The following is a 21,880-nucleotide window of genomic DNA, read 5'->3' as shown; positions in this document are numbered from 1 at the left end:
CGCGTCAGCGCGGGCTCAGGGCGGTGACGAGCCGCTCGGCCTGCTCGCGGATGTCGCGGTGGGTGCTCGCCTGGGCGCGCCTGGCGTGCGTGAGCGCCTGGGCCTTGTCGCTGTCCGCCAGGGCCAGCGCCAGGTTGAGGTGGACGCCCGCGTCATCCGGGTGGTGCTTCAAGGCCTCGGTGAGGATGGCGCGCGCGGCGGCGGCACCACTGGGACGCGACAGGTGCAGCACCGCCAAATCGTTGGCGGCGCCGGCCTCGGACGGGTCCGTCGCCATGGCGGCCTCGAGCAGTTTCTGGGCCTCCGCGTCGTCACCCAGCTTGCGGCGCACCTTGGCCAGCGCCACGCGCACGGGCACGGACTCCGGGGCCTTGGCCAGCGCCTCGCGGAGGATGCGGTCCGCGTCCTCGTCCTTGCCGGCCACGAAGGCGGAGATGCCGTGCAGGTAGATGGCGTCCGCGCTGTCGGGGAGCTGGAGGCGCAGCTCGATGGCGGCGCGCATCGCCGCTTCGGGCGCGCCGGCCATCAAGCACAGTGAAGCGAACTCCCGGAAGAGGGCCGTCTCCCGAGGGCTGCGCAGGATGGCCTGCCGAAGCGTGACGATGGCCGCGCCCACGTGCCCTTGCAGCAGTTGCACACGCGCGGCGAGCTGGAGCGGCAGGTGCTCCGTCTTGTTGGCCTCCGCGGCCTCTTGATAGCGCCGTAGTGCCCGGTCCAACTGCTTGTCACCCTGGAGGGCCATGCCCAGGTACGTCAGCGTCTGGGCATTGCCGGGCTGCAGTGCCAGCGCGCGCTCCAGCTCCGGGATGGCGGCGGCGTACCGGTCATGCCCCAGCAGGGCGCGGCCGTAGTTGATGACCTCGAAGAAGCCCGCCTTGGGTTGCGCGGCGAGCGCTGCCAGCAGGTCCAACTGGCGCGCATCACCCTTCTCCGCGTCCAACCGGGCCAGGTGGCTCAGCGCCTCCGGGTGGGTGGGGTGCAGCGCCACCAGCCGCTGGAGCACCGCGCGGGCCGCCGTTTCGTCGTGCTGGGCCAGCCGCAACCGGGCCAGTCCCAGCAACGCGCTGGCATCCTTCGGGTCCTGTTCGATGGCGCGCTCGAAGTCGCGGGCCGCCTCCTTCAGCAGGCCCTGCTTCATCAGACGCGCGGCGGAGGCTGCCAGCTTGGAAACGGCCATGGGCACCGATTCTAGCGGTGGGGGGCGCGAGGTGGGTACCTCTAGAAGACCGACTCCCAGGCGTTCTTGATGCCGTTGCCCACGTCGCCCGCGAAGTCCGTCACGGCGTCCGCCGCGTTGGAGAAGACCTGGCCCGCCGCTTCGGCCACCGCGCCGCCCGCGTTGATGGCGCCGTCGACCACGTTCTCCAGGATTTCGCCACCGGCGGCGGCGGCCGTCTCACCCACGGCCTTCAGCACGTTGCCGGGATTGACGGAACCTTCAATCTCCACACCCAGGCCCAGGCCCGCGGTGGCCTCCACGCCGACGTCGAACTCCAGGTTGCCGTTCTCGATGCCGATGTTGGCGTGCGCGTCGCCGCTGACACCCGCGCTGGCGCTGGCGGTGATGCTGCCGGACGCGAGCGTGTTGTCCTCGTGCTTCAGCTCGATGGAGCCCGTGAGGCTCGCCTGCGCACCCGCGAAGCCGGAGGCCGCGGCGTTGATGGACACGTTGCCGTCGGTGCCCACGTGCAGGTCCAGCTCGATGCTGCCCTCGGCGCCAATCTTGCCCAGCGCCTCCAGGTCCAGCTCGACGGAGTACTCCTCGCCGGCAATCTCGAATTCGACTGTCTTGGAGGCCCCGGCGCCCGCCTCGATGAGGTTGGCCTCGATGTCGATGTCGACGCTCACGTCGATGCCGGACAGGCCGATGTCCGCGTCCACCTGCGCATCCGCGGAGAACGTGGGACCCTGGACGTGGGCGCGCGTGTCGATGCCACCGGGACCGGTGCCGCTCACATCGGCGCGGGCACCGCCGGCCGTGAAGCTGGACTGGCCGCTCAGCGCATTGTGCCGCGACTGCTCCACCGAACCGGACGCGGAAGCCTGGGTGTCAACGCGCGGGCCGTTACGTCCGCCCTGGGCAGGGGGCCGGGTGTCGCGAGCCGGCGGCGGGGGCGGCGGCGGGGGCGGCGGCGGACGGTTGCCAATGCGGGGGGACATGGGGGCTCCAGCGAGATTCAGGGGCGCCCGGAAGGACGCCATCTGTCCCCATTTTCCGTGATCCGATTCCCCAGTTGCCTGGCCCCTTCATTTTTTGAGAATCGAGGCCCGGAGTTTTCTCGAACTGGGTGAGTTTTCGCCCCACCCAGCGCGTGAATGTGACCACATGAGCGCCTGGGTAGGACTCAGTGTGAGTGTGGGACCGAGTCGGGCGAGCCCGGGTGGGGCCTCAGCCGGCGGACGGCGCGCAGCAGGAGCTCCTCGTCCCGGGGGCTGGCCAGGAAGCCGCGTGCGCCGAGCTCGCGGACCCGGTCGAAGCTCTCGTCATCGCTGCCGTGGACGATGAGGGCGCCCTCGATGTGGACCTCCCCGGCCAGCAGGCCCTCCATGGCCTGGAGGGGCGCGAGCACGACGTCCTCCGGCCCGGTGTGCAGCACCTCCAAGGGGGTGGCGGTGCGGGCCTGGAGGCCGTTCCTCGCCAGCAGCCGGGTGATGAGCACCGCCGTGACGGGCGGCCATCCATAGAGCAGCAGGGGGCCCCCGGGCGCGAGTGAGGGGGGCGCGGGCGGCTCGGCGGGCGGCTCGATGCCATAGAGGTCGGCCAGCGCACGGGTCAGCGCCGCGTCCGAGGCGATGTGCGCCTCGACGCGTGGCATTCCGGACACGGCGCGGACGGCGTCCACCGCATCCAGCGACACGGGGGCGGGCAGCGCGATGTGGAGCACTTCCCGCTCGCCCTGGTCCAGCAGCACCTTTTCGATGCGCAGCGGGACGACCTGATACTGGCGCGCCACGCGAGCGGGGATGTGGTTCAGCAGCCTGGAGTCTGGCGGGGTCCGGTCCAGGTCCACCGCGTCCACGCCAAACTGCTCGGCGAGTCCGCGAAGCACGTCGGCTTCGGAGCAGAGGCCCTCTCGCACCAGGGCCCGCCCGAGCGGGACATGCACCTCATGGTGATGCACCAATCCCACCCGGAGCTGGGCGCGGTTGAGCACTCCCTGTTCCAGGAGAATCTCGCCGAGCAGACGTCGTGAGCCAGTCTCCATGAAGACATGAAGTCTTCACTCGACGCCCCGGCCGGCGAGAGGCAGCCCACCGTGGGCTCGCCAGGTCGCCTGCCTTGCTGGCGGGGCTCAGCCGCGCGAGACGAAGAGCTGCTCGTAGGCCTCGGCCTTGAAGCCCACGAGGACGGTGTCACCGGTGACGAGCACGGGACGCTTCACCAGCTTTCCATCCGCGGACAGCCACTCGACCAGCTCCGCGTCGCTGGCGGCATCCACCTTCGCCTTTCCGAGCGCGCGGTAGCTCTGGCCGCTGGTGTTGAGCCACTTGCGGACAGAGACACCGCTGCGAGCAATCCATTGCTTCAACTCCGCCACGGTGGGCGGCATCTCGACGATGGGGCGCACCTGGTGGGCAACACCTTGTTCCTGCAACCACTTCAGCGCCTTCTTGCAGGTGCCACAGCCCGAGTAAGAGAGTACGAGGACGTCTTTCGCCATGCGCGCGCTTGTAACAGGGCACCCGCGTCCCTCCCAGCGATGAGTCCCCGGGTCGTCCGGACCCGGTTTGCGAGCCGCCAGCAGCGCGTGCTAGCGCGAAGGGACATGAAAGCCTTCCGCTTCCCGCGTTCGCTGTTCGCGCTACCTGTGGTCCTGGTGCTTGCTGCCTGTTCGTCGGGGCCGGATGACAGGCCCGCTCCCAGAGACGACGCGGGCGTGCCGGACGGCGGCGCGGATGCGGGCAGTGATGGTGACGCGGGCAGTGACACCGACGCGGGCACGCCGGACAGTGGCACCGATGCGGGCACGCCGGACGCGGGGCCGGACATCGAGGTCCCCGAGGATGGCGGCACGATTGTCAGGGGGACGTTGACGGGACGGCTCACGGTGGAGGGCTCACCGTACCGGGTGGAGGGGGATTCAAACGGGGTCGTCACCATTCCCCGCGGGCAGGTGCTGACGGTGGGGCCGGGCGTCATCCTGGACTTCCGTGGCCGGCCGGAGGTGTCGGAGCGGGACGTGGATTCGGACGCCCCCGACAACGTGATGAACCACCAGGCGGGTCGCGTGGAGGTCCGCGTGTACGGCGCCATCCAGGTCCGAGGAACGGCGGATGCGCCCGTGCTGCTGACGTCCACCAACCCCTATGGCTGGTGGGGGATGAACTTCTATGGCGCCAACTCCGTGGGCTCGGGCGACCCGGTGTTCGAGCACATGGTTTTCGAGAAGGTGCGCAAGAACCAATACAACAGCGACCGCGATTGGACGCGTGGCGCGCTGTGGGTCTACTACCCGGGCGCGGTGACGATTACGGACTCGGTGTTCCGTGACAACGAGTCCTCCGCCAACTGCGGCGCGTTGGACCTGATGTTCACCGACGGCTCGCGGGTGGAGAACACCGTCTTCGAGAACAACCGCATTCGTGAAATCGACCGCTTCGCGCAGCCGGGCACATCTTCGATGGCTGGCGGTGGCGCGGTGTGCATCACCCACGGTCGCAACACGGTGCTGCGCAACAACACGTTCCGGGGCAACTTCGTGCAGGCCTTCGGCGGCTCGCTGACGAGCGACCTCTGGGACCGGCCCATCCTCACGTGGCCCAACCCGCAGGGCATCTTTGACCTGGGCGGTGGTGCCGCCATCCACTACTTCCAGCCGGACAATGACCTGCTGGAGGGCAACGTGTTCGACGGCAACTTCATCCCGCTGGGCCCCGGCGCGGCCGTCCAGTTGGAGGACATCGGTGGCTCCCGGACCGTCGTCATGAGAGGCAACCGCTTCGTGAACAACCGGGGTGGGGCCGGAGGTGTCATCACCTGCAACCGCGGGTCGAACACCGGCGAGCTGGCCATCACCCGCGACAACGTCTTCACTGGCAACACGGTGAATGGACAGCCGGCCACGAACATGACGGGCGACTGCGGCGTGGTGACGCAGTAGCGGCCCGTCACGGATTGGCGAAGCGGACGCCCGCGCGACTCAGCAGCGGGTCGTCCGCCAGTTGCCACAGCGCGACGGCGTGGTTCTCCTGTCGGGTGCCACCGAAGTGCAGGCCGAGCACGGCGTGCGTCTCCAAATCCACGATGGGCGAGCCGGAGCTGCCTCCCAACGTGGAGCAGTCATGGGAGAGCTGCTGCCGGGCCGGGTCGAGCGAGAGCAGCTCTCCTGGCTGGAGCCGCTTCACGCCGAAGGTGTCCTCGAAGATGCGCAGCAGCACCTCGGGCGGCGTCCGGCTGTGGTCCTTCATCGGGTAGCCCACGCAGTACAAGGCGCGGGAGTCCGTCGCGTCCGGTGCTTGGGTGGCGAGCCGCAGCGGGGCGGGACGCAGCACCGCTCCCTTGGGAGCGCCCAGTCGCAGCAGCGCCAGGTCATGCACGGTGTGAACCGCCGCGACGCCTTGGATGGGGAAGGTGGCCTGGGCATCACGCTGGTGCTCACCCAGCCAGTCCACCCGAGGCACCACGCCGAGCCGCAGCACCCACTTGTCCGTCGCCTGCCGACAGAAGTGCTGCGCGACGTGACGGTTGGTCATCACCAGCTCATCGGTCACCAGGAAGCCCGTGCCGAGCATGCCGCTTCCGGCCAGCTCGATGCGCCCGGTGGCGTCGATGGTCCGCTCAATGTGCTCGCGGTGTTGCTCCAACATCTCCCACCCCACGGGCGGCGCACCAAAGCTGCCGTTCCGGATGGCGAGGGCAGGGCGCCCGAAGAAGGCGACGACCGTTTCCAGCGCCGTCCGCTCGGTTTCGGAGAGGGCCGTGTCCTCCCCCGAATGCTCCAGCCGCGCGAGGACCTGCGCGCCCGTCGTCAGCAGTTCACGAAGTTCGTCGCGCAGGGCGTCGGCAGTCACCTTGCCGACGACGGAGGTGGGCACGCGCCAGGACGGTGGAAAGTGCGTGGCGACGAGCGCCTCCACGCCCTCGGGGTGAAGCGACTCGCGGACCTTCGGCAGGTCGCGGAGGGTGCGGCGTGCCCGGTGCAACGGCTCACGGCCTTGCGCGGTGGTGCTCATGGAGACGTCGTGCCTCACGGCGTCGGACGGCCCGCCAGGGGGGCTGCTGGGAGAAGGACGGTGCCGCAGATGGACTGGACCGGTGCGTACTCGCGCCGTCCGCGCATGAGCGTGCAGGCCTGTCGCAGCAGGTCGTCCAGCCGGAGCGAGTAGACATAGGCTCCGTCCGAGTCGAAGGTGGCGACGCGCGTGCCCGCCTCATCGGGCACCATCTCCAGGCCGGAGCGGTGGCCCTGGTGCAACTCGGCCACGTGCCGGCCATCGGAGGTTCGCCAGAAGTGGAGCTTGCCCGACGTGTCCGAGACACCGAAGCGCTCTTGTGCATGGCGGACCTTCACGTGGATATCCGTGCTCAGGTCGATTCTGCGCACGAGCGCGCCTGAGTTCGGGTCGAAGAGGTGGATGGCATCGTCCGTCACCGCGACGAGTCGGGACGTATCAGGAGAGAAGGAGAGCGCCTTGACCTTCCCGTCGATGGCCGCCAGCGGCTTCTTCTCGCCGTGGGTGGCGTCGAAGAGGTAGGCCTGTCCCATCCAGTAGACGTCGGGATGGTTGGCGACCGCGAAGTACTTGGAGTCCGGTGAGAACGCCATGACGGCGGCCCCCAGGCTCGTGGGCAGTGGCGCCAGCCACTTCCCCGTGGCGCTTTCCCAGAGCGCGGAGGACTCGGGAACGTTGGAGATGGTGACGAAACGCTCGCCGTCCGGTGAAAACGAGGCGCCCTGGGAAGGAATCGCAGAGGTGGCCAGAGGCGCATCCCGCGTCAGCCGGCAGTCTCGGGCAGCGCCCAGGTAGACGGAGCCCTCGTCCTCGATCGCGAAGTATCTGCCGCTGGGGGCGAACTCGACGAGGGCGCTCTGGGAGAACGTCCTCTGCGTCTGGCACGCGTCCTCGCCAGGCACCTTGGTCCGCTGGAGGTGCGCACGGGCGCGAGGCGACGCCAGGAAGCTCTCGGTGGCGTGGTCCTCCGTGAGGGTGACGTGTCGCCATCGCCAGTGCGCGGGGAGCGAGGTCAGGTTGATTCCTTCTTCGATGGGCGGCGGCTGTGTGCGCGGTCCAAGATTCGCCTGCGCCACGTCCCAGAACCGGACCTTCACGCCGCAGCGGACGGCGAGGGACCTCCCGTCGTGAGAGAAGGCGCCCTCCAGGGGCGGATACACGCCCTTGACGTCACACGCGCCCAGCGCAGTCTGGCGCGAGGTGTCCCTGTCAAGGAGTGAGAGCTGGCCGCTTTGCGGCTCCCTCACCACCATCCAACGCAAGTCCTTGGACACGGCGAAGCCGCCCGGCACGTACTCGCTCCAGGTGGAGATATCGATGGTTTTCCGCGTGAGGCCGGGTTCGGCCTGGACGAGGAGCGTGCGTCCATCCGGCGCGACCAGGGCCCGCTCCGCCCGGGAGTCCAGGGGCCCCTGGCGAAACATCCAACGCAGGGTGGCCTGGGGAACCCGGATGAAGGGATGGGCGCCCACGGGATTTTCGGCGAACTCGACGGCGCGCCGTCCGTTTTCGAAGAGGCGTCCATGGAGGGGATTGGGCGTCCAGCGTGTTCGCATCCGCGGGGAGGCCGCGCTTCCGGTGGCGTTGCCATGCCCTCTGTCACAGAAGCGCACGGTGAGCGCCGAGGAGAAGATGTCGTCGAAGGCCGAGAGGCTGCATTCGTCTTCGAAGGACGGCATGAGCGCGTGCCCTTCGAGTTTCGTGAGCGGGCGATGATGGTCCTGACCAGAGGGCAGCTCCAGCAGACGGAGGCTGGCTTCGCCGCGCCGGTCGCCGAGCACAGCCAGTCTGCTCGCAGGGGAGAAGGCGACCGAAGGGCCCGGGTCATGCGTCGTGATGCACCGGATGAGGCGCACATCGGAGGTCAGGTCGTAGAGGCACGTATTTTCTTCACCCCCCACCCATGCGTAACGCGAGTCGCCCGACAGCACGGCCTGGGTGCAGGGCTCCTGGAAGGTCAGCTCGCGCAAGGTCCGTCCGGTGTTCGCATCCCAGAGTTTCACCATGCGGTCGCGACTGGCGGACAGCACACGGTCGCCGCTGTCCGAGAACGAAATGGCTGTGACCCTGTCATCGTGGGCATCCGGAATGGAGGGCACAGCGCCCTGGTGGCTCCACCTGAACAGGGTGCCTCGGCGCCCTCCCAGCCAAAGCGTTCCATCTCCAGGCGAGAAGCCAAAGGCGTGGGTGTCCTCCCCTGAAATGTCGGCGTACAGCGCGTCCGTGCATTCCACGAGCGCGCCTTTCGGGCACAGGTCGACGGACTCGAACTCGCGCAGCAGGCTGGCGGTGCGGACGTCCCAGAGCCGGCTGACGAACCGCACGGACGGAGACAGCACGATGCCTCGCGTGACGAGATGACGTGAGTCTGGAGAGAACGCGCCGACGGTGCGCGCCTCGAGCTCCGTGGACAAGGGGGCGGAGTAGAGGAACGCGGCGATGGCCTCGGTCAGCGCTTCGGTCACTTCGTCCTGGGCTGCGTCCGCGCCTGTCGGCGGGCTTCCCGCGAGTTGGATGGCCTGGGTGAGCGCCTCCACCTCGCGGCCAGGGCTGCGCGACAGGCTCACCACGGAGTCGGCTTCGGAGATGCGCAACTGCAGGGAGAGCTGTCTCGAGGTCGCGGCCTCGGCGGCCATGGCAATCTCGGCCGCATCCTTCGCGGCCACGGCCTGCTTCTCGGAATCCACCGCCCGGAGGTAGAACCCGCTCACGCCCAGCAGCGCGCTGACGGATGCCCCCAGGGCGAGCCACAGGTTTCTCCGGGCCCGGCCATGCCGTCCGCGCTCCACTTCCTGGCCCCGCAGGACGTACCGTTGGGCCAGCGCGCTCGTTTGATGCGGATGGAGCGTTATCATCGCCTGCGCGCTGGTGAGCGCCTCGCCTCGCAGCAGCCGGTGCTCGGCTTCCTGGCGCTGCTGAGCGCGCTCCGCTTCCCACCAGCGCTCCGCGTCGGCCTGCACGGCTTCGTGCCAGCGGCGGAAGGCCCGGTCCACGGTGCGCAGCTTCACGAAGCGCTGCCAGTGCGTGAGGAGCGCGTCGTGAATCAGCTCCACCGTCTCCCGCTGCCGGTGCCCGTCTTGGGCCGTCACCAGGAGCCGTCCGTTGACGAGCACCTGGAGCACCGCGTCCACCTCGGCCTGCTCACCCAGGCGCCCGCGCAGCACCTCCAGCGGCACCCGGCGCCCCTTGTCCTCCAGGCCACTGTCCGCCTCGCCCAACTGCACCAGCTCCAGCAGCAGCCGGTCCGCCAGCCGGCGCTCCGAGGGCTTCAGCGGTTCGTAGACACTGTCCGCCCAGCGCGCCAGCGAACCGAGCAGCCCCGCGCTGGCGTTGAAGGCCTCCAAGGTCATCGCGCCATCCCGCGACGCCTGCCACAGCTGCGTCAGCGCGACCTCCAGCAACGGAAGCACGGTGACGCGAGCGCCCGCGCCGGACTCCACGCGGAACTCCTCCTGCGCGGCCAGGGCGATGGAGTCCACCACCTCGGGTGGGTCGAAGCGCAGGCCCACCTCCCGGGCCGGACCGGCGATGATGTCCCGCAGCTCCGAGGGCGTCAGCACCGATGGCACCTGCACCCGGTGCTCACCGAGCAAGGAGCGCAGCCTCGGCGCGCGCTCGGACAGCACCGCGTCGAAGCCTTCGCGCAGCGCCACCACGCACGTCACGGGCAGCGACTCATCCGCGAGCGCGGAGAGCTGCTGGAGGAAGCGTTGATGTTGCGCCAGCTCCGCGCTGCTTCCGCGAAGGAGCACGTCCTCCAACGGGTCGATGACCAGCACCAACCGCTTTCCTGGCTCCGCGTTCGCGGCACGCCAGGCCTGGGCACGCGCCACCAACCCCTCTCCAGCGGGCAGGCCCGCGCCATCCAGCGCGGCGAATGGCTCCAACCCCGGGCGCAGGGTCCGGACGTCCCAGTGCTGGCTGCCCGGAATGAACGTTCCGTCCCGCAGCGCGGGAATCAGCCCCGCGTGGAGCAGCGACGACTTGCCGCTGCCCGAAGGGCCGGAGACCTCCACGAATCGGGGCAGCCTCGCGAGCAGCGGCAGCAGCTGTTCGTCCAGCACCCGCCCGCGTCCCTTCCAGAACCGCGCGTCCGATTCACGGAACGACGCCAGGTCCCGGTAGGGGCAGTCCTCCGAAGCACGCAGCTCCGGACAGCGCGCGAGCAGCTGCTCCGTGGGCGTCGCGTACGCCTCCCGCGCCTCCGAGGCCACGGCCTTGAAGCGCACCACACCCACCACGCGCCGCGTCTGCTCATCGAAGAGGGGACTGCCGCTGAAGCCCTCCCGGATGTCCGAGCCGTGCAGCAGCAGCTTGCGAAAGTCGCCGTCCCCCGTCGCGTAGCCGATGGTGCCGCGGGCCCACGTGCCCGTGTCATCGAAGCCCCGTGGAAATCCGAACGTGGCGAAGCGGTGGTCCGCGCTCCGCTCCGCACTGCCCAGGGGCAGCGGCGTGGACGGCCCTCGGAGCGGGCGCGTCAGCGCCAGCACCGCGAGGTCCGCCACCTCCGTGGGGCTCGATGCATCCAGCCGCAGCCGCGCCGTGGCCTTCTCTTGGCTCTGCAGCACCTCCAGGCAGATGGCGTCACGCTCGGTGTCGCTGAGCGTGTCGAGCACGTGCCAGCACGTCACCACCAGGCGCTCGGTGACGAGGAACCCTGTCCCGAGGACGCGCTGCCGATCCCGGCTCAACACGCGAACGACGCCTTCTCGGAGGTCACTGCCTTTCATGATGCGCGCGAAGCTAGCACGCGCACCCTGAGCTGATTCCAGGCGCACTCAAGAGGTGGATTCCGTCTCCGTGAGCGCTTGCACGATTCGGCGGGCGGCCCGTCCCAGGGGGATGCCCGCGTGGTGGTGGAGCTGGGGGCGGAACGCGTGGGTGGCGTCACCCGCCAGCTTCAGGGCCTTCAGCTCGCCCCGGCGCAGCTCGCGGGCGGCCATGTATTCGGGCAGCCACCCGAAGCCCAGCCCCTCCAGGATGGCCGCCTTCTTCCCCGCGAAGTCATTGAGATGCACCGTGGAGCGTGCCTCCAGCTCGCCGGTGCTGAGCTGGAGCCGAGGGTCCGAGCCGCGCACCGTGAGCACCAGGTGCTCGGCCAAATCCTCGTCCTTCAACGGTCCCCGGCGCCGGGCCAGGGGATGGCCCCGGTGGGCCACCAGGATGGCCTTGAGCTCCGGCAGGCGGTACGTGCGCAGGCCCGGCACGGTGGGCGGCAGCAGCGTCACCATCAGGTCCGCCTCCTCGCGCACGAAGGCCGCTTCCACGCCGGAGAGGAACTCCGCGGAGACGTGGAAGCGGGTGCTGGCGCCCTCGGCGCGCAATTCCTTCACCACGCGCAGCAGGGGCTCGGCGGGGAAGATGCCGTCGAAGACGATGCGCAGCGCGGGCTCCCAGCCAGCGCGAATCTCCGCGCACGCGGCCTCCAACTCGCGCTCGGCGGCCAGCAGCTTGCGGCAGTGCTCCAGAATCCGTTCCCCGGCGGGCGTCAGCCGGGTGCGGTAGCCGCGCCGGTCGAGCAGCGTCAGCTCCGTCTGCGCCTCGAGCGTGCGCAGCGCGTACATCACCGCCGTGTGTCCCTTTCGCAGGGCCTCCGCCGCGGCGGTGAAGGTGCCGTGGCGGGCGAGGGCGTCCAGGGCGCGGGCATGCTCTAACGTGACGTTCATGCCCGACATTGTGCAATCTTCAGACAGATACAGGCAGTTCTCTGTGCTCGTGCCGCGTCCTCTGCGCTGGGCCGGCTGCTTCATGATGCGTGACGCAGCGCGCCTTATGCCGGGTGTGCGGGCCGCCCTACAGTCCCTCACAGTGAGGTGCTCCGAGAGCACCCGCTTCGACGGAGGGGTATATGACGGGAAAGCTGTCTTGGGCCCTGGCTGTGGTGTCACTGCTGGCTTCCACGAGCGCGAGCGCGCAGGAGGAGGCGCAGGCGCTGGAGTCCTCCGCGCGAGATGAGCGCAGTGGCCTGGAGCTCACCGTGGGTGTCGGCTTCCAGGTGGGCGCCGGCTACGTCTACCGGGATGGCGCGGGGCTGGACCGGCAGGTCCGCGACCTGAAGCTCAGCGACGCGGCCAATGGTGGCATCGCCTTCCTGCTGGAGGCGGGCTACCGCGTCAACTCGCGCTGGTACGTGGGCGCGTTCGGCCAGTACTCGCACGTGCTGACGAAGACGAACCCGTACACGTGCCCGGAAGGCTACGACTGCTCCACGTCGCAAATCCGCTTCGGTCCCCACGTGCAGTATCACTTCGCGCCGGACGCCGCGTTCGACCCCTTCGTGGGGCTGGGCGTGGGCATGGTCCTGCTCAACAACAAGGTCTCCGGTCCCATCACCCAGCCCGCGCCCGGAACGGTGGAGATTGACGGCCAGACGCGCGGCCCTGAGTTCGTGAACCTGACCATCGGCGGCAAGTGGCGGCTGTCGGATTCGCTGTCATTCGGCCCGTACCTGACGGGCACGTATGCTCGCTACACCACGCGCAGCGGCACCACGACGGTGAACATCCCCGCCGTCAATCTCACGCAGGAGACGCCGCTGGAGCAGGTGGGTGATGGCCCCTATGGCTTGCTCATGCTCGGGGTTCGCGGGACCTGGAACCTCTAATCCGGAGTAGCCGGGTTTGTGTTTCACGCGCAGTCTCAAGTGACGCGGTGCCAACACGCCGCGTCACATGTTTCCCTATCAGGGACGTCGTCGTTCGGGATTCTCAACGCCTGCTGGCTGCGTAGAGTGCGGGCGAGATTTTCATCCCGAGGAGTCGCCCATGGTTCGTGGTTGGCAGCGGTGGAGCGCGTGCGGAGTCCTGGGTGGATGGGCGCTGCTGAGTCTTCCCGGGGCCTCAATCGCGAAGGCGCCTCCGCTGCAGCAGGTCACCAGTTGGGTGCACCAGTCCGGCGGCCCGCAGGACGAGCTGGCACAGGCCGTCACGACCTCGGGCAACGCCGTCTATACGGCGGGCTACACCAGCGGGCAGCTCGGCGCGGAGCCCTCGGCGGGGGGGCAGGACGCCTACGTTTCGAAGTACGACGCCTCGGGCGCGCTGCTGTGGACGCGGCAGCTGGGGACGTCCGCGAATGACCGTGCGCTCGCGGTGTCCGCGGATGAAGCCGGCAACGTCTACGTCGCGGGCTACACGTGGGGCAGCTTCAGCTTCTACGAGAACGCCGGCGGCACGGACTTGTTCGTGGCGAAGTACGACGCGAAGGGGGCCTTCCAGTGGGTCCGGCAGTTCGGCACCGCCACGGACGACTACGCCACGGGCATCGCCGCCACGCGGCTGGCGTCGCACGACGTCGTCTTCGTCAGTGGCTACTCGCTGGGGCGCTTCGATGGCTCGGCGCCGCAAGGCAACTACGACGTGGTGCTGGCCAAGTTCGACGCGGGCGGCAATCCCTATTGGCTGCGCCAGTTCGGCTCCGCGCGCAGTGACGTGGCGCTGGGCGTGGCCGTGAGCCCCAACGAGGACGTCTACGTCACGGGCTACACCTACGGCAGCCTCGACGGCGTGACGAACCCGGGCAACACGGTGGACCTGTTCCTGACGAAGTACAGCGTCCTGGGTGAGCCGCAGTGGGTTCGCCAGCTCGGCTCCTCGCATGACGAGTTCGGCACCGGCGTCGCGGTGGCGGACGATGGCAGCGTCTACGTGTCGGGCTACACGTCGGGCGCGCTGGAGGGGAGCGCCCGCCTGGGCTCCTATGACGCCGTGCTGGTGAAGTACGACACCCAAGGCAACTGGCATTGGACGCGGCAGATTGGCACGGCGACCACCGACTACGCGCAGTCAGTGGCGGTGGGCAAGGAGGGCCGTGTCTACCTGGCGGGATTCACCTCCGGTGCCATGGGCGGCGAACCGTCGCTCGGGAGCACCGACATGTTCCTGGCCACCTACGACAGCCATGGCACGTGGCTGGATTTCCGGCAGGTGGGCTCCGCGTCGGCGGACCGTGGCCAGGGCGTGGCCACCGCGGAGGACGGCGCCGTCTATCTGGTGGGCTACACCTTGGGGCAGACGTCCAGCTTCCCCAGCGCGGGGGGCTACGACGCGGTGCTGTACCGCTTCCTGGATGGCGCCGCGTTGCCGGATGAGCCAGGGCCGTGGGGGCCCCGAGGGGACTCCAAGGGCCTCTGAGCCGTTCGCCGTCCAGCACGGGACATCGCGCGCGGGGACACCAGCAGCCACCGCGCGCCGCCGCGCTACGCTTTCGTCATGAGCCAGCAGGACGACGGCGCGGCGACGGCCCGCTACAAACAAGCCGCCGCCGAATGGGCGGTGGACGGCTTCCTCCAGCCGGGCATGGTGGTGGGGCTGGGCACGGGCAGCACCGCGGCCTTCGCCGTCCATCGGCTGGCCGCGCTGCGCGCGCAGGGGCGGCTGCTGGACATCGTGGGCGTGCCCACCTCGCGCGCCACGGAGGCGCTGGCTCGCTCGCTGGGCGTGCCCGTGTCGACGCTGGACGCGCACCCCGTGCTGGACGTCACCATCGACGGCGCGGACGAAGTGGCGCCGGACCTGTCCCTCATCAAGGGCGGTGGTGGCGCGCTGCTGCGCGAGAAGATCGTCGCGCAAGCAAGCCGGCGCGTCGTCATCGTGGTGGACGCGGGAAAGCTGTCCCCCGTGCTGGGCACGCACTGGCCGGTGCCGGTGGAGGTGCTGTCCTTCGGCTGGCGCTCCCAGGCGCGGTTCCTCGAATCGCTCGGCGCGCGCGTCACCGTCCGGCACGGCGCTGGCGGTGAGCCCTTCCTCACGGACCAGGGCAACCTCGTGCTCGACTGTGCCTTCGGTCCCATCGACGCGCCCGCGTCGCTGGCCGCGAGCCTGGGCGCGCGCGCGGGAATCGTGGGCCACGGCTTGTTCCTGAACCTCACCACGGACCTGGTGGTGGCCGGTCCGAAGGGCGTGGAGCACCACGCGCGCTGATGTCAACGCGGTGTGCTCGCGCACCCGGAGTCCTCTCGCACCCAGAAGACAAACAGCGGCAACGTAGGCGGCTGTGTGGCCAGTATATTCTGCATTCCTTGCATTCGCTGGCGTTTGGAGCCAATCCGAGCGCAATCCCGCAGCTCGCCTGGACGCTCAGGGGCGTTGAAGCGCCGCGCTAGAATCGTGACGGACCGTGTTGGTGAAGCGGTTAGAATCGTCCGCCAGCCAGCACTTCAGAGGGGGCCAATCTGGGGGTGGCTGGTCCGAGGGTGCCTTGCGTATGCGACTCTTCCGTTTCTCTGTTTCCGCGGCCTTGCTGCTGTCAGCAGCGTCGTGCTCTTCCGACAAAACCCCGCCAGGGGGGACGCCTCCTGAAGTCGACGAGGCTTCGGCGACGCGTGTGCGGCGCATGACGCGTGCGGAGTACGACAACAGCGTCAATGCCATCTTCCCCACGACGGTGCCGCTGGTGATGACGTACGCCTTCGCGCCGGAGGACACCATCCTCGGGTTCTCCACCCATGACCGGCTGCAGGTCACGTCCTTGCTGGCGGACCAGATTGACGTGGCCGCCAACAACCTCGCGGAGTACGGCAAGGTCCAACTGCGCGCGGACTGGACGTGCGCGGCGGACGTTCCGGAGCTGGAGTGCGCGGAGAAGTTCATCCGCGGCATCGCCTCGCACGCCTACCGCCGGCCCGTCACCGACGACGAGGTCGCCGACTTCCTGGTGCTGTGGCAGGAGTCGAGCAGGGGGACGGACCCGGGCACCGGGGCCCGCATGGTGCTCCAGGGCATCTTCTCCTCGGCCTCCTTCCTGTACCGCACCGAGCTGGGCGCGGAGGGTGCCGGCGCCAATCAGGTGGTGCGGATGACGCCGCATGAAGTCGCCACCGCGCTGGCCTTCGCCATCACCGCCGGCCCCGCCGACGCGGAGCTGCTGGCCGCGGCCGAGGCGGGCCAGCTCGACGCTCCGGACGAGCGTGAGAAGCACGCCCGCCGGCTGCTGGCCACGCCCGCGGCGCAGAGGCACCTGTACCGCTTCGTCGAGGAGTGGATTGGCATCACCGGCCAGGCCAACCTCACCAAGAACAACCAGGTGTTCCCGGTCTTCAGCGCGGCCTTCAAGGTCTCCAGCCAGGCGGAGACGCGGGCCTTCATCAACCACATCCTGAAGGAGCGCAACGGCTCGGTTCGCGAGCTGCTCAACGCCGACTACACCTACGCCGACGCGCGCATGGCGTACTTCTACGGCACCCAGCCCTCCATGCCGGACGGCACGCTGGGCCGGCTGCCGCTGCCGTCCGAGCGCGCGGGCATCCTCACCCACGCCAGCGTGCTGGCCACCTACGCGCTCTTCGACTCCAGCTCGCCCATCCGCCGGGGCAAGTTCATCATGCACCGCCTGCTGTGCCGCGAGGTGCCGCCGCCGCCGGCGACCATCTCCATCATCCCGCCGGAGCCGGTGCTGGACCGCACCACGCGCGAACGCTTCGCCGCCCACACCAACAATCCGACGTGCGCGGGCTGCCACCGGACCCTGGACCCCATCGGCTTCGGCTTCGAGGACTTCGACGGCCTGGGCAAGCACCGCACGGTGGAGAACGGCCTGGCGGTGGATGCCTCCGGCGCCGTGGAGCTCTCCACGGGGACGGTCCCCTTCACGGGCGCCGCGGCGCTGGCGCGCGTGCTGGCGACCAGCGACGACGTGGGGGACTGCGTGCCGCTCCAGCTCTTCCGCTTCGCCATGGGACGTGACGAGGCCCCCGTCGACGAGCACATGCTGGCCGACATGCGGTCCATGTTCCGGGCCAACCCGGAGTGGCGCATGGGCGATGCACTCGTTGGCCTCGTGCGCTCCCCGTATTTCGTCCACCGGCGTACCTCTTCCCCCGAGTAGCCCCCATGCTCCGCGAACTTTCCCGACGCTCCCTGCTCCAGGCGCTGGCCGGCTCGACGGCGGCGCTCCCCTTGGCCAACCTGCTCGGCACCACCGACGCCTATGCCCAGGGCACCACGCCGCCGCTGCGCTTCGTGGCCCTGTTCACCTCGCACGGCTGCCTCCCGGAGCTCTGGAATCCCCAGGGCTCGGAGACGAACTTCACGCTCGACTTCCCCAACTCCATGCTCGCGCCGCTCCAAGAACACCGGGACAAGCTCCTGGTGCTGGACGGCCTGGACTACCAGGTCCTCTACGAGCAGGGCCTGACGGGCCATGAAGGCGGCCCGGTGACGTTCCTCACCGGAAGCAAGGTCAACACCGGCAGCGGGGACCACCTGCCGGAGAGCGCCTCGCTGGACCAGGTGCTGGGCAACCACATCGGTGGTGGCACGCGCTTCCGCTCCCTGCAGCTCAACGCCTGGGAGCAGTTCGGTGGCCAGCACGTCTACAACAGCATCAGCTTCACGGCGAACGGCTCGCGCGTCCCCTTCGAGCGCGACCCGGCCAACGTGTACCAGCGCCTCTTCGGTGACGCGCCCTCGCCGACCGCCGACCCGGCGCAGGTGGCGAGCAACCGGGCGCGCCGCAAGAGCCTGCTGGACTTCCTGATGAAGGACGCCACGCGCCTGCGCAACCGCCTGGCGGGCGCCGAGCGCCAGAAGCTGGAGACGCACCTGGAGGCGCTGCGCGACATCGAGCGGCGTCTGGGGGCGCTGGCCATTGACCCGGCGCCGCTCCCCAAGCAGCAGTCCGGCGAGGCCGCTTGCGGTGGCGGCGCCGCGCCGCCGTCCTACGGCCTGGGCGGCCTGGGGGACCTCAACAACATGCCGGTGCTGACGCGGCTGCACATGGACCTCATCGCGCGAGCCTTCGCGTGTGACCTGACGCGCGTCGTCTCCATGACGATTCCGGGGCCGTCCATGCCCTGGCTTCGCATCCACGAGGACACGCACAACGACATCGCCCACCTGCTCGACGTGCAGGATGAGCCCCGCCGGAGCACCATCCGCGGAAAGATGGTGCTGATTCAGCGCTGGTACGCCGAGCAGTTGGCCTACCTGATGACGCAGTTGGCCAACATCCCGGAGGGCAGCGGCACCGCGCTGGACAACACGCTCATCTATTGGGGCAACGAGCTGGGCGACGCGTCTGGCCACATGAACGTGCGCGTCCCCACCGTGCTCGCGGGCGGGGCGGGCGGCCGCTTCCGCATGGGCCGCTTCCTGCGCGTGCGCGCCGCGGGCTCCAACCCGCTGGGCGGCTGGACGGGCCCCGGCACGCCGCTGCGTGGCGCCGTGGCGCACAACAAGCTGCTGGTGTCCATTGCCCGGGCCTTCGGCGTGAATGTGAATACGTTCGGCAACCCCGATTACACGGGGGAGCTGCCGGGCCTCACCTGAGCGGCGCTCGGGCTTGAAGTCCGGGCCCCGGTGGGCGCTGCGTGCCTCCGCCGGGGCCTTCGTGTTTCTTCAGGGCGCCGCGGTGTCAGTGCCCCGCCACCTGCGCAGCAGCTCGCTGGCGCTGCCACCGCGCTCCAACTGCGCGTGGGTCACCGCGTTGGACGCGTCCAGGTGGATGACGAAGGCCAGCGTCGGCTCGCCGCGCAGGTGGTAGCGCAGGTCGGCGATGCGCACCTTCCGGCCTCCTTCGGCTAGCGGCTCCACGTGGACGAGCGGGAAGCGGGCCCAGGCGAGCGCCTCGCGCACCGTCGGCACGGCCTGCACGTCCTCCGGCAGCATGCTACCGAAAGCCTGCGCGCGCCGGGCCTCCGACGGTGGACCCAGCAAGGGGACATCTCCCGCGGCGAAGACGTCACCGGGCAGGGTGGCCACGTAGCGCCACGTGCCCACGGAGAAGGGCAGGGGAAAGACACGCACGGCCTGCGCGGCGGGGTAGGCCGCTTCTACCCGCTGCGTCAGCACGGCCCAGGTGGCCACGCGGAAGCCCACGTATGCCACGGAGCAGGCCGCGCCCCAGAGCAGCGTCCGTCGCCAGTCCGCGCGCCGGCGCCAGGCAAGGATGGCTCCGGCGAGCAGCGGCAGCGTCACCCAGGGGTCCACCACCATCGTCCAGTCCAGGCTCAGGCGGCTGTCGGAGAAGGGCAGCAGCACCCGCGTCCCCCAGCCCGTCCACAAGTCGGGCAAGAGGTGCGCGAAGACGACGGAGGCCAGGCTGGTGAGGAACACGGGCGCCAGCCGCGCGCCGCGGAAGCAGGCGCGGGCGGCCAGCGTGGCGGTGAGCGCCACCAGCGGCGCGGCGACCAACGCGTGGGACAGCCCCCGGTGGGCCTGGAGCGCCACCGTCACCGCGTCACCGCGCGCCAGCAGGGTGTCCAGGTCCGGCAGCTCCGCGGCGAGCACCGACGCCACCAGCACCGCGCGGTCCGTGGGGGAGGCGCGCTCCGGGGCGCCGGGGCCCACGTCGGGCCTGCGCATGGCGCCAATGGCGAGCCCGAGCAGTCCGTGGGTGAGGTTGTCCATGGCGTGGCTTCGTCTATCGCCCCACGGGCCGCGTGGCCAGCGGCAGGAGAGGCGCCATTCGCCCGGCTCCTGAAACGGCGAAGCGGGACGCCGGGAATCCCCGACGTCCCGCTCCAGGTGTGGCGTCACCGGGCCAGGCCCGGCGTCAGACGGTGGCTACCCGCCCAGCGCGCCGTTGATGAGCGGCGCGACAATCTGCATGCCCGGGTCCTCGGCGTTGTAGCCGTTGGCGGGCTCGTAGATGCGGATGCGCTGGTTGCCGTTGATCCACCGCGACAGGAACGTGTCCATGCCCACGAACTCGCTGTAGCACTTGTACGTCTGGCTCCACGGGAACTCCATGTACTCGTACCAGTGGCGCTTCTTCTCCATCTGCTGGCAGGCGTGCGCGCCGATGAAGGTGATGATGGTGCTGCAGTGGCTGGCGTTGATGGCGCGCTCGTGCGGGATGAAATAGCTGAAGTTGTTGTACTTGTTCAGCTCGGTGACCAGCGCGTCCTGGTCCTGCTTCCAGTGGCCCAGCACGGACTCCTTGTCGTTGGGCGTGTGGAAGCGCTCATAGGAGAAGCGCGAGTAGTTGTAGTCGCGCGAGTAGCCCGTGTAGGCCAACTGGTCGTTGGGGAACTCCTGCGCCACCATGCGGTTGATGGTGCCGAAGTCGCTCTGGCTGAACGTGCCCGGCAGCAGGGAGAAGACGGAGTTCAGGTCCCACGACTGGCGAATCTTGTCGTGCAGCGCGCGCGAGCGGAAGTTCGCGTTGGGCGCCAGGAAGATGGGGCCGGAGTCGTTGAGCAGGTAGCCACGCGCCGGGTTGATGGCCTTGCGCAGGAAGTAGTAGCCGGCCGCCGTCGCCGTGCCACCCGCGCTGTAGCCCGTCATCAGCATCTTCTGGACGTTGGGGAACTGCGTCTTCGCGTAGTTCGCCACCGCCAGCGTGTTGGTGTAGCCGTTGTGGTGCCACGTCAGCGGCGGGTTCTGCCCCGTCGAATCGACGTAGGTGGCCACGTTGTTGCCCACGTGCACGTCACCGGTGCAGTACGGCACGTAGACGATGTTCCAACCCTTCGTCACCAGGTCCGTCTTGCTGCGCCCCGGCAGGCCCGGGTCCGCGCCGTTGACGAGCGGCGACACGTACTTGGCCGTGAACTGGGTGATGTAGTCGTCGGCGATGCCGTTCGGATTGGCGGCGCCCAGCTGGCCCGCGCGGCCGCTACACGTGTCATAATCCCAGCACGCGCCGCCACCCTCGAACAGGAACATCAGGTTGGGCGAACCCGTGCGGTGCACCCAGAACTTGAACTGGGAGCCATTGCCACACTTGGTTCCCGGCAGCTCCACCTTCTGCCAGTTGTAGTTGTTGCCACCGTCCACCAGCACGTCGACGATGGAGGACATCACCACCTCCGCGCGTGCGGCTGCGGGCACGAGCGCGGCGGCTGTGAGTCCAGCCAGGACCAGGTTCTTCATTCGGGGACCTCCGGGTTTAGTTGGGAAAACCGTGTATACAATGGCGTTGCATCAGAGTCAGGAGGATTGTGGTTGTTTCACGTTCCCGACGAGCGGGACGCGGGTGCTGCGTTGCGCCAAGGATGCGACGCATTGCGGCATCTGATGTAATGCGTTGCGCTATCTCGTGGTGGATGGTTGCCGCGCCCACGCCGTGCGCGGTATTCGGAGCAGCATGGCCGTGAATGCATGGAGGAAGGGCCTGCCCGGCCTTGTCGTGGCGACGGGCCTCGTGGTGGCGGCGCTGGTGTACGCGCTTCGCCAGGACACGGAGCCGGTGACGCCGGAGTCGCCCGCCGTCGTCAAGCAGGCCGCCACGCCCATGGCGCCGCATTCCGTGGCGCAAACGCCGCCTCCTCCTCCGCGGGCCACGCCGCCGCCGTTGGACCTGACGCGGCCGCCCGAGGAAGTGCCGGACGACAACGCGCCGAAGGTGCACCCGGTGGACCTGCAGGTGATTCGCGCGAAGCTGCCCGACAACCTCTACTGGCGGATGGGCGCGCCCACGCAGGACCCGGCCGAACTGGAGCGCCGCGAATCGGAGTCCCGCCGCTGGAACGAGCTCTACGGCAAGGTGCTGTCCGCCGACGCCACGGTGGAGCAGATTCGCGAGTACTACGGCCACCGCCGTCAGGTGTCCGAGGACTTCATCACCTTCTCCACCGAGGTGTTGTCCCGGTTCAATGACGTGCTGCCGGAGCGGGACCGCGGGCTCTACGAGCTGAGCATCAACATGCACCGCACGCGGCTGGCGGAGCTGCCGGCGCAGGAGCAGGACGCGCTCGACCGGCGGGAAGCCCAGGAGCGCCGCCGCGAGGCCTGGCGCCAAGGCCTCCAGTCGCCCTGAGCGCGCT

Annotated in this window: 16 protein-coding genes; 7 read left to right on the top strand and 9 right to left on the bottom strand. The window is 69.4% G+C overall.

The features are described from left to right. Positions 1-4: 4 nt before the first annotated feature. The 4 genes from BHS09_RS28270 to BHS09_RS28255 form a co-directional block, all read right to left on the bottom strand. Positions 5-1,177 carry a tetratricopeptide repeat protein gene (locus BHS09_RS28270; protein WP_140799593.1) on the bottom strand — a complete coding sequence of 391 codons (1,173 nt, stop codon included), beginning with the start codon at positions 1,175-1,177 and terminating at the stop codon, positions 5-7. Between the two features lie 41 nt (positions 1,178-1,218). Then, complete coding sequence (locus BHS09_RS28265; RefSeq protein WP_237079883.1) at positions 1,219-2,160, bottom strand: Circumsporozoite protein; 942 nt, start codon at positions 2,158-2,160, stop codon at positions 1,219-1,221. A gap of 185 nt (positions 2,161-2,345) precedes the next feature. Then, positions 2,346-3,206 carry a GspE/PulE/PilB domain-containing protein gene (locus tag BHS09_RS28260; RefSeq protein WP_140794549.1) on the bottom strand — a complete coding sequence of 287 codons (861 nt, stop codon included), beginning with the start codon at positions 3,204-3,206 and terminating at the stop codon, positions 2,346-2,348. A gap of 87 nt (positions 3,207-3,293) precedes the next feature. Then, entirely contained in the window at positions 3,294-3,662 is a 369-nt protein-coding gene (locus tag BHS09_RS28255; RefSeq protein WP_140799591.1) for an arsenate reductase family protein, read from the bottom strand. Between the two features lie 105 nt (positions 3,663-3,767). On the opposite strand from BHS09_RS28255, the gene BHS09_RS28250 reads away from it, so the two are divergent. Continuing rightward, the gene (locus BHS09_RS28250) at positions 3,768-5,102 is read left to right on the top strand and encodes a right-handed parallel beta-helix repeat-containing protein (protein ID WP_140799590.1); all 1,335 of its coding nucleotides are present in this window, start codon (positions 3,768-3,770) and stop codon (positions 5,100-5,102) included. 7 nt (positions 5,103-5,109) lie between these two features. Here BHS09_RS28250 and BHS09_RS28245 read toward each other — a convergent pair whose 3' ends face one another. From BHS09_RS28245 to BHS09_RS28235, 3 genes are all read right to left on the bottom strand, one after another. Then, on the bottom strand, positions 5,110-6,174 hold the full coding sequence (locus tag BHS09_RS28245) for a trypsin-like serine peptidase (protein WP_140799589.1): 1,065 nt from the start codon (positions 6,172-6,174) through the stop codon (positions 5,110-5,112). Between the two features lie 14 nt (positions 6,175-6,188). Then, complete coding sequence (locus tag BHS09_RS28240) at positions 6,189-10,868, bottom strand: nSTAND1 domain-containing NTPase (protein WP_237079882.1); 4,680 nt, start codon at positions 10,866-10,868, stop codon at positions 6,189-6,191. Positions 10,869-10,952: 84 nt separating this feature from the next. Continuing rightward, entirely contained in the window at positions 10,953-11,840 is an 888-nt protein-coding gene (locus BHS09_RS28235) for a LysR family transcriptional regulator (protein ID WP_237077520.1), read from the bottom strand. Positions 11,841-12,022: 182 nt separating this feature from the next. Between BHS09_RS28235 and BHS09_RS28230 the strand changes: the two genes are divergently transcribed. From BHS09_RS28230 to BHS09_RS28210, 5 genes are all read left to right on the top strand, one after another. Then, positions 12,023-12,778 carry an outer membrane beta-barrel protein gene (locus BHS09_RS28230; RefSeq protein ID WP_140799587.1) on the top strand — a complete coding sequence of 252 codons (756 nt, stop codon included), beginning with the start codon at positions 12,023-12,025 and terminating at the stop codon, positions 12,776-12,778. 160 nt (positions 12,779-12,938) lie between these two features. Beyond that, the gene (locus BHS09_RS28225; RefSeq protein WP_237079881.1) at positions 12,939-14,306 is read left to right on the top strand and encodes an SBBP repeat-containing protein; all 1,368 of its coding nucleotides are present in this window, start codon (positions 12,939-12,941) and stop codon (positions 14,304-14,306) included. A gap of 78 nt (positions 14,307-14,384) precedes the next feature. Beyond that, complete coding sequence (rpiA, locus tag BHS09_RS28220) at positions 14,385-15,095, top strand: ribose-5-phosphate isomerase RpiA (protein ID WP_140799586.1); 711 nt, start codon at positions 14,385-14,387, stop codon at positions 15,093-15,095. A gap of 196 nt (positions 15,096-15,291) precedes the next feature. Then, on the top strand, positions 15,292-16,998 hold the full coding sequence (locus tag BHS09_RS28215; protein ID WP_140794541.1) for a DUF1592 domain-containing protein: 1,707 nt from the start codon (positions 15,292-15,294) through the stop codon (positions 16,996-16,998). A 5-nt stretch (positions 16,999-17,003) separates the two neighbouring features. Further along, positions 17,004-18,440, top strand: a complete 1,437-nt coding sequence (locus tag BHS09_RS28210) for a DUF1552 domain-containing protein (RefSeq protein ID WP_140794540.1) — start codon at positions 17,004-17,006, stop codon at positions 18,438-18,440. A gap of 69 nt (positions 18,441-18,509) precedes the next feature. Here BHS09_RS28210 and BHS09_RS28205 read toward each other — a convergent pair whose 3' ends face one another. Beyond that, entirely contained in the window at positions 18,510-19,520 is a 1,011-nt protein-coding gene (locus BHS09_RS28205) for a metal-dependent hydrolase (RefSeq protein WP_140799585.1), read from the bottom strand. A gap of 156 nt (positions 19,521-19,676) precedes the next feature. Further along, positions 19,677-20,987, bottom strand: a complete 1,311-nt coding sequence (locus tag BHS09_RS28200) for a pectin acetylesterase-family hydrolase (RefSeq protein ID WP_140794538.1) — start codon at positions 20,985-20,987, stop codon at positions 19,677-19,679. A gap of 214 nt (positions 20,988-21,201) precedes the next feature. On the opposite strand from BHS09_RS28200, the gene BHS09_RS28195 reads away from it, so the two are divergent. Then, entirely contained in the window at positions 21,202-21,873 is a 672-nt protein-coding gene (locus tag BHS09_RS28195; protein WP_140794537.1) for a hypothetical protein, read from the top strand. Positions 21,874-21,880: the final 7 nt, after the last annotated feature.

Source organism: Myxococcus xanthus (genome assembly GCF_006402735.1).
GTDB lineage: Bacteria > Myxococcota > Myxococcia > Myxococcales > Myxococcaceae > Myxococcus > Myxococcus xanthus_A.
The sequence above is the reverse complement of the archived record's forward strand: the minus strand, read 5'-3'. Positions and strand labels throughout refer to the sequence as shown.

Bases quoted from the DNA above. Each gene is read 5' to 3' on its own strand.
- BHS09_RS28270 (WP_140799593.1), bottom strand. From the start codon at position 1,177: ATGGCCGTTTCCAAGCTGGCAGCCTCCGCCGCGCGTCTGATGAAGCAG.
- BHS09_RS28265 (WP_237079883.1), bottom strand. From the start codon at position 2,160: ATGTCCCCCCGCATTGGCAACCGTCCGCCGCCGCCCCCGCCGCCGCCC.
- BHS09_RS28260 (WP_140794549.1), bottom strand. From the start codon at position 3,206: ATGGAGACTGGCTCACGACGTCTGCTCGGCGAGATTCTCCTGGAACAG.
- BHS09_RS28255 (WP_140799591.1), bottom strand. From the start codon at position 3,662: ATGGCGAAAGACGTCCTCGTACTCTCTTACTCGGGCTGTGGCACCTGC.
- BHS09_RS28250 (WP_140799590.1), top strand. From the start codon at position 3,768: ATGAAAGCCTTCCGCTTCCCGCGTTCGCTGTTCGCGCTACCTGTGGTC.
- BHS09_RS28245 (WP_140799589.1), bottom strand. From the start codon at position 6,174: ATGAGCACCACCGCGCAAGGCCGTGAGCCGTTGCACCGGGCACGCCGC.
- BHS09_RS28235 (WP_237077520.1), bottom strand. From the start codon at position 11,840: ATGAACGTCACGTTAGAGCATGCCCGCGCCCTGGACGCCCTCGCCCGC.
- BHS09_RS28230 (WP_140799587.1), top strand. From the start codon at position 12,023: ATGACGGGAAAGCTGTCTTGGGCCCTGGCTGTGGTGTCACTGCTGGCT.
- BHS09_RS28225 (WP_237079881.1), top strand. From the start codon at position 12,939: ATGGTTCGTGGTTGGCAGCGGTGGAGCGCGTGCGGAGTCCTGGGTGGA.
- rpiA (WP_140799586.1), top strand. From the start codon at position 14,385: ATGAGCCAGCAGGACGACGGCGCGGCGACGGCCCGCTACAAACAAGCC.
- BHS09_RS28210 (WP_140794540.1), top strand. From the start codon at position 17,004: ATGCTCCGCGAACTTTCCCGACGCTCCCTGCTCCAGGCGCTGGCCGGC.
- BHS09_RS28205 (WP_140799585.1), bottom strand. From the start codon at position 19,520: ATGGACAACCTCACCCACGGACTGCTCGGGCTCGCCATTGGCGCCATG.
- BHS09_RS28200 (WP_140794538.1), bottom strand. From the start codon at position 20,987: ATGAAGAACCTGGTCCTGGCTGGACTCACAGCCGCCGCGCTCGTGCCC.
- BHS09_RS28195 (WP_140794537.1), top strand. From the start codon at position 21,202: ATGGCCGTGAATGCATGGAGGAAGGGCCTGCCCGGCCTTGTCGTGGCG.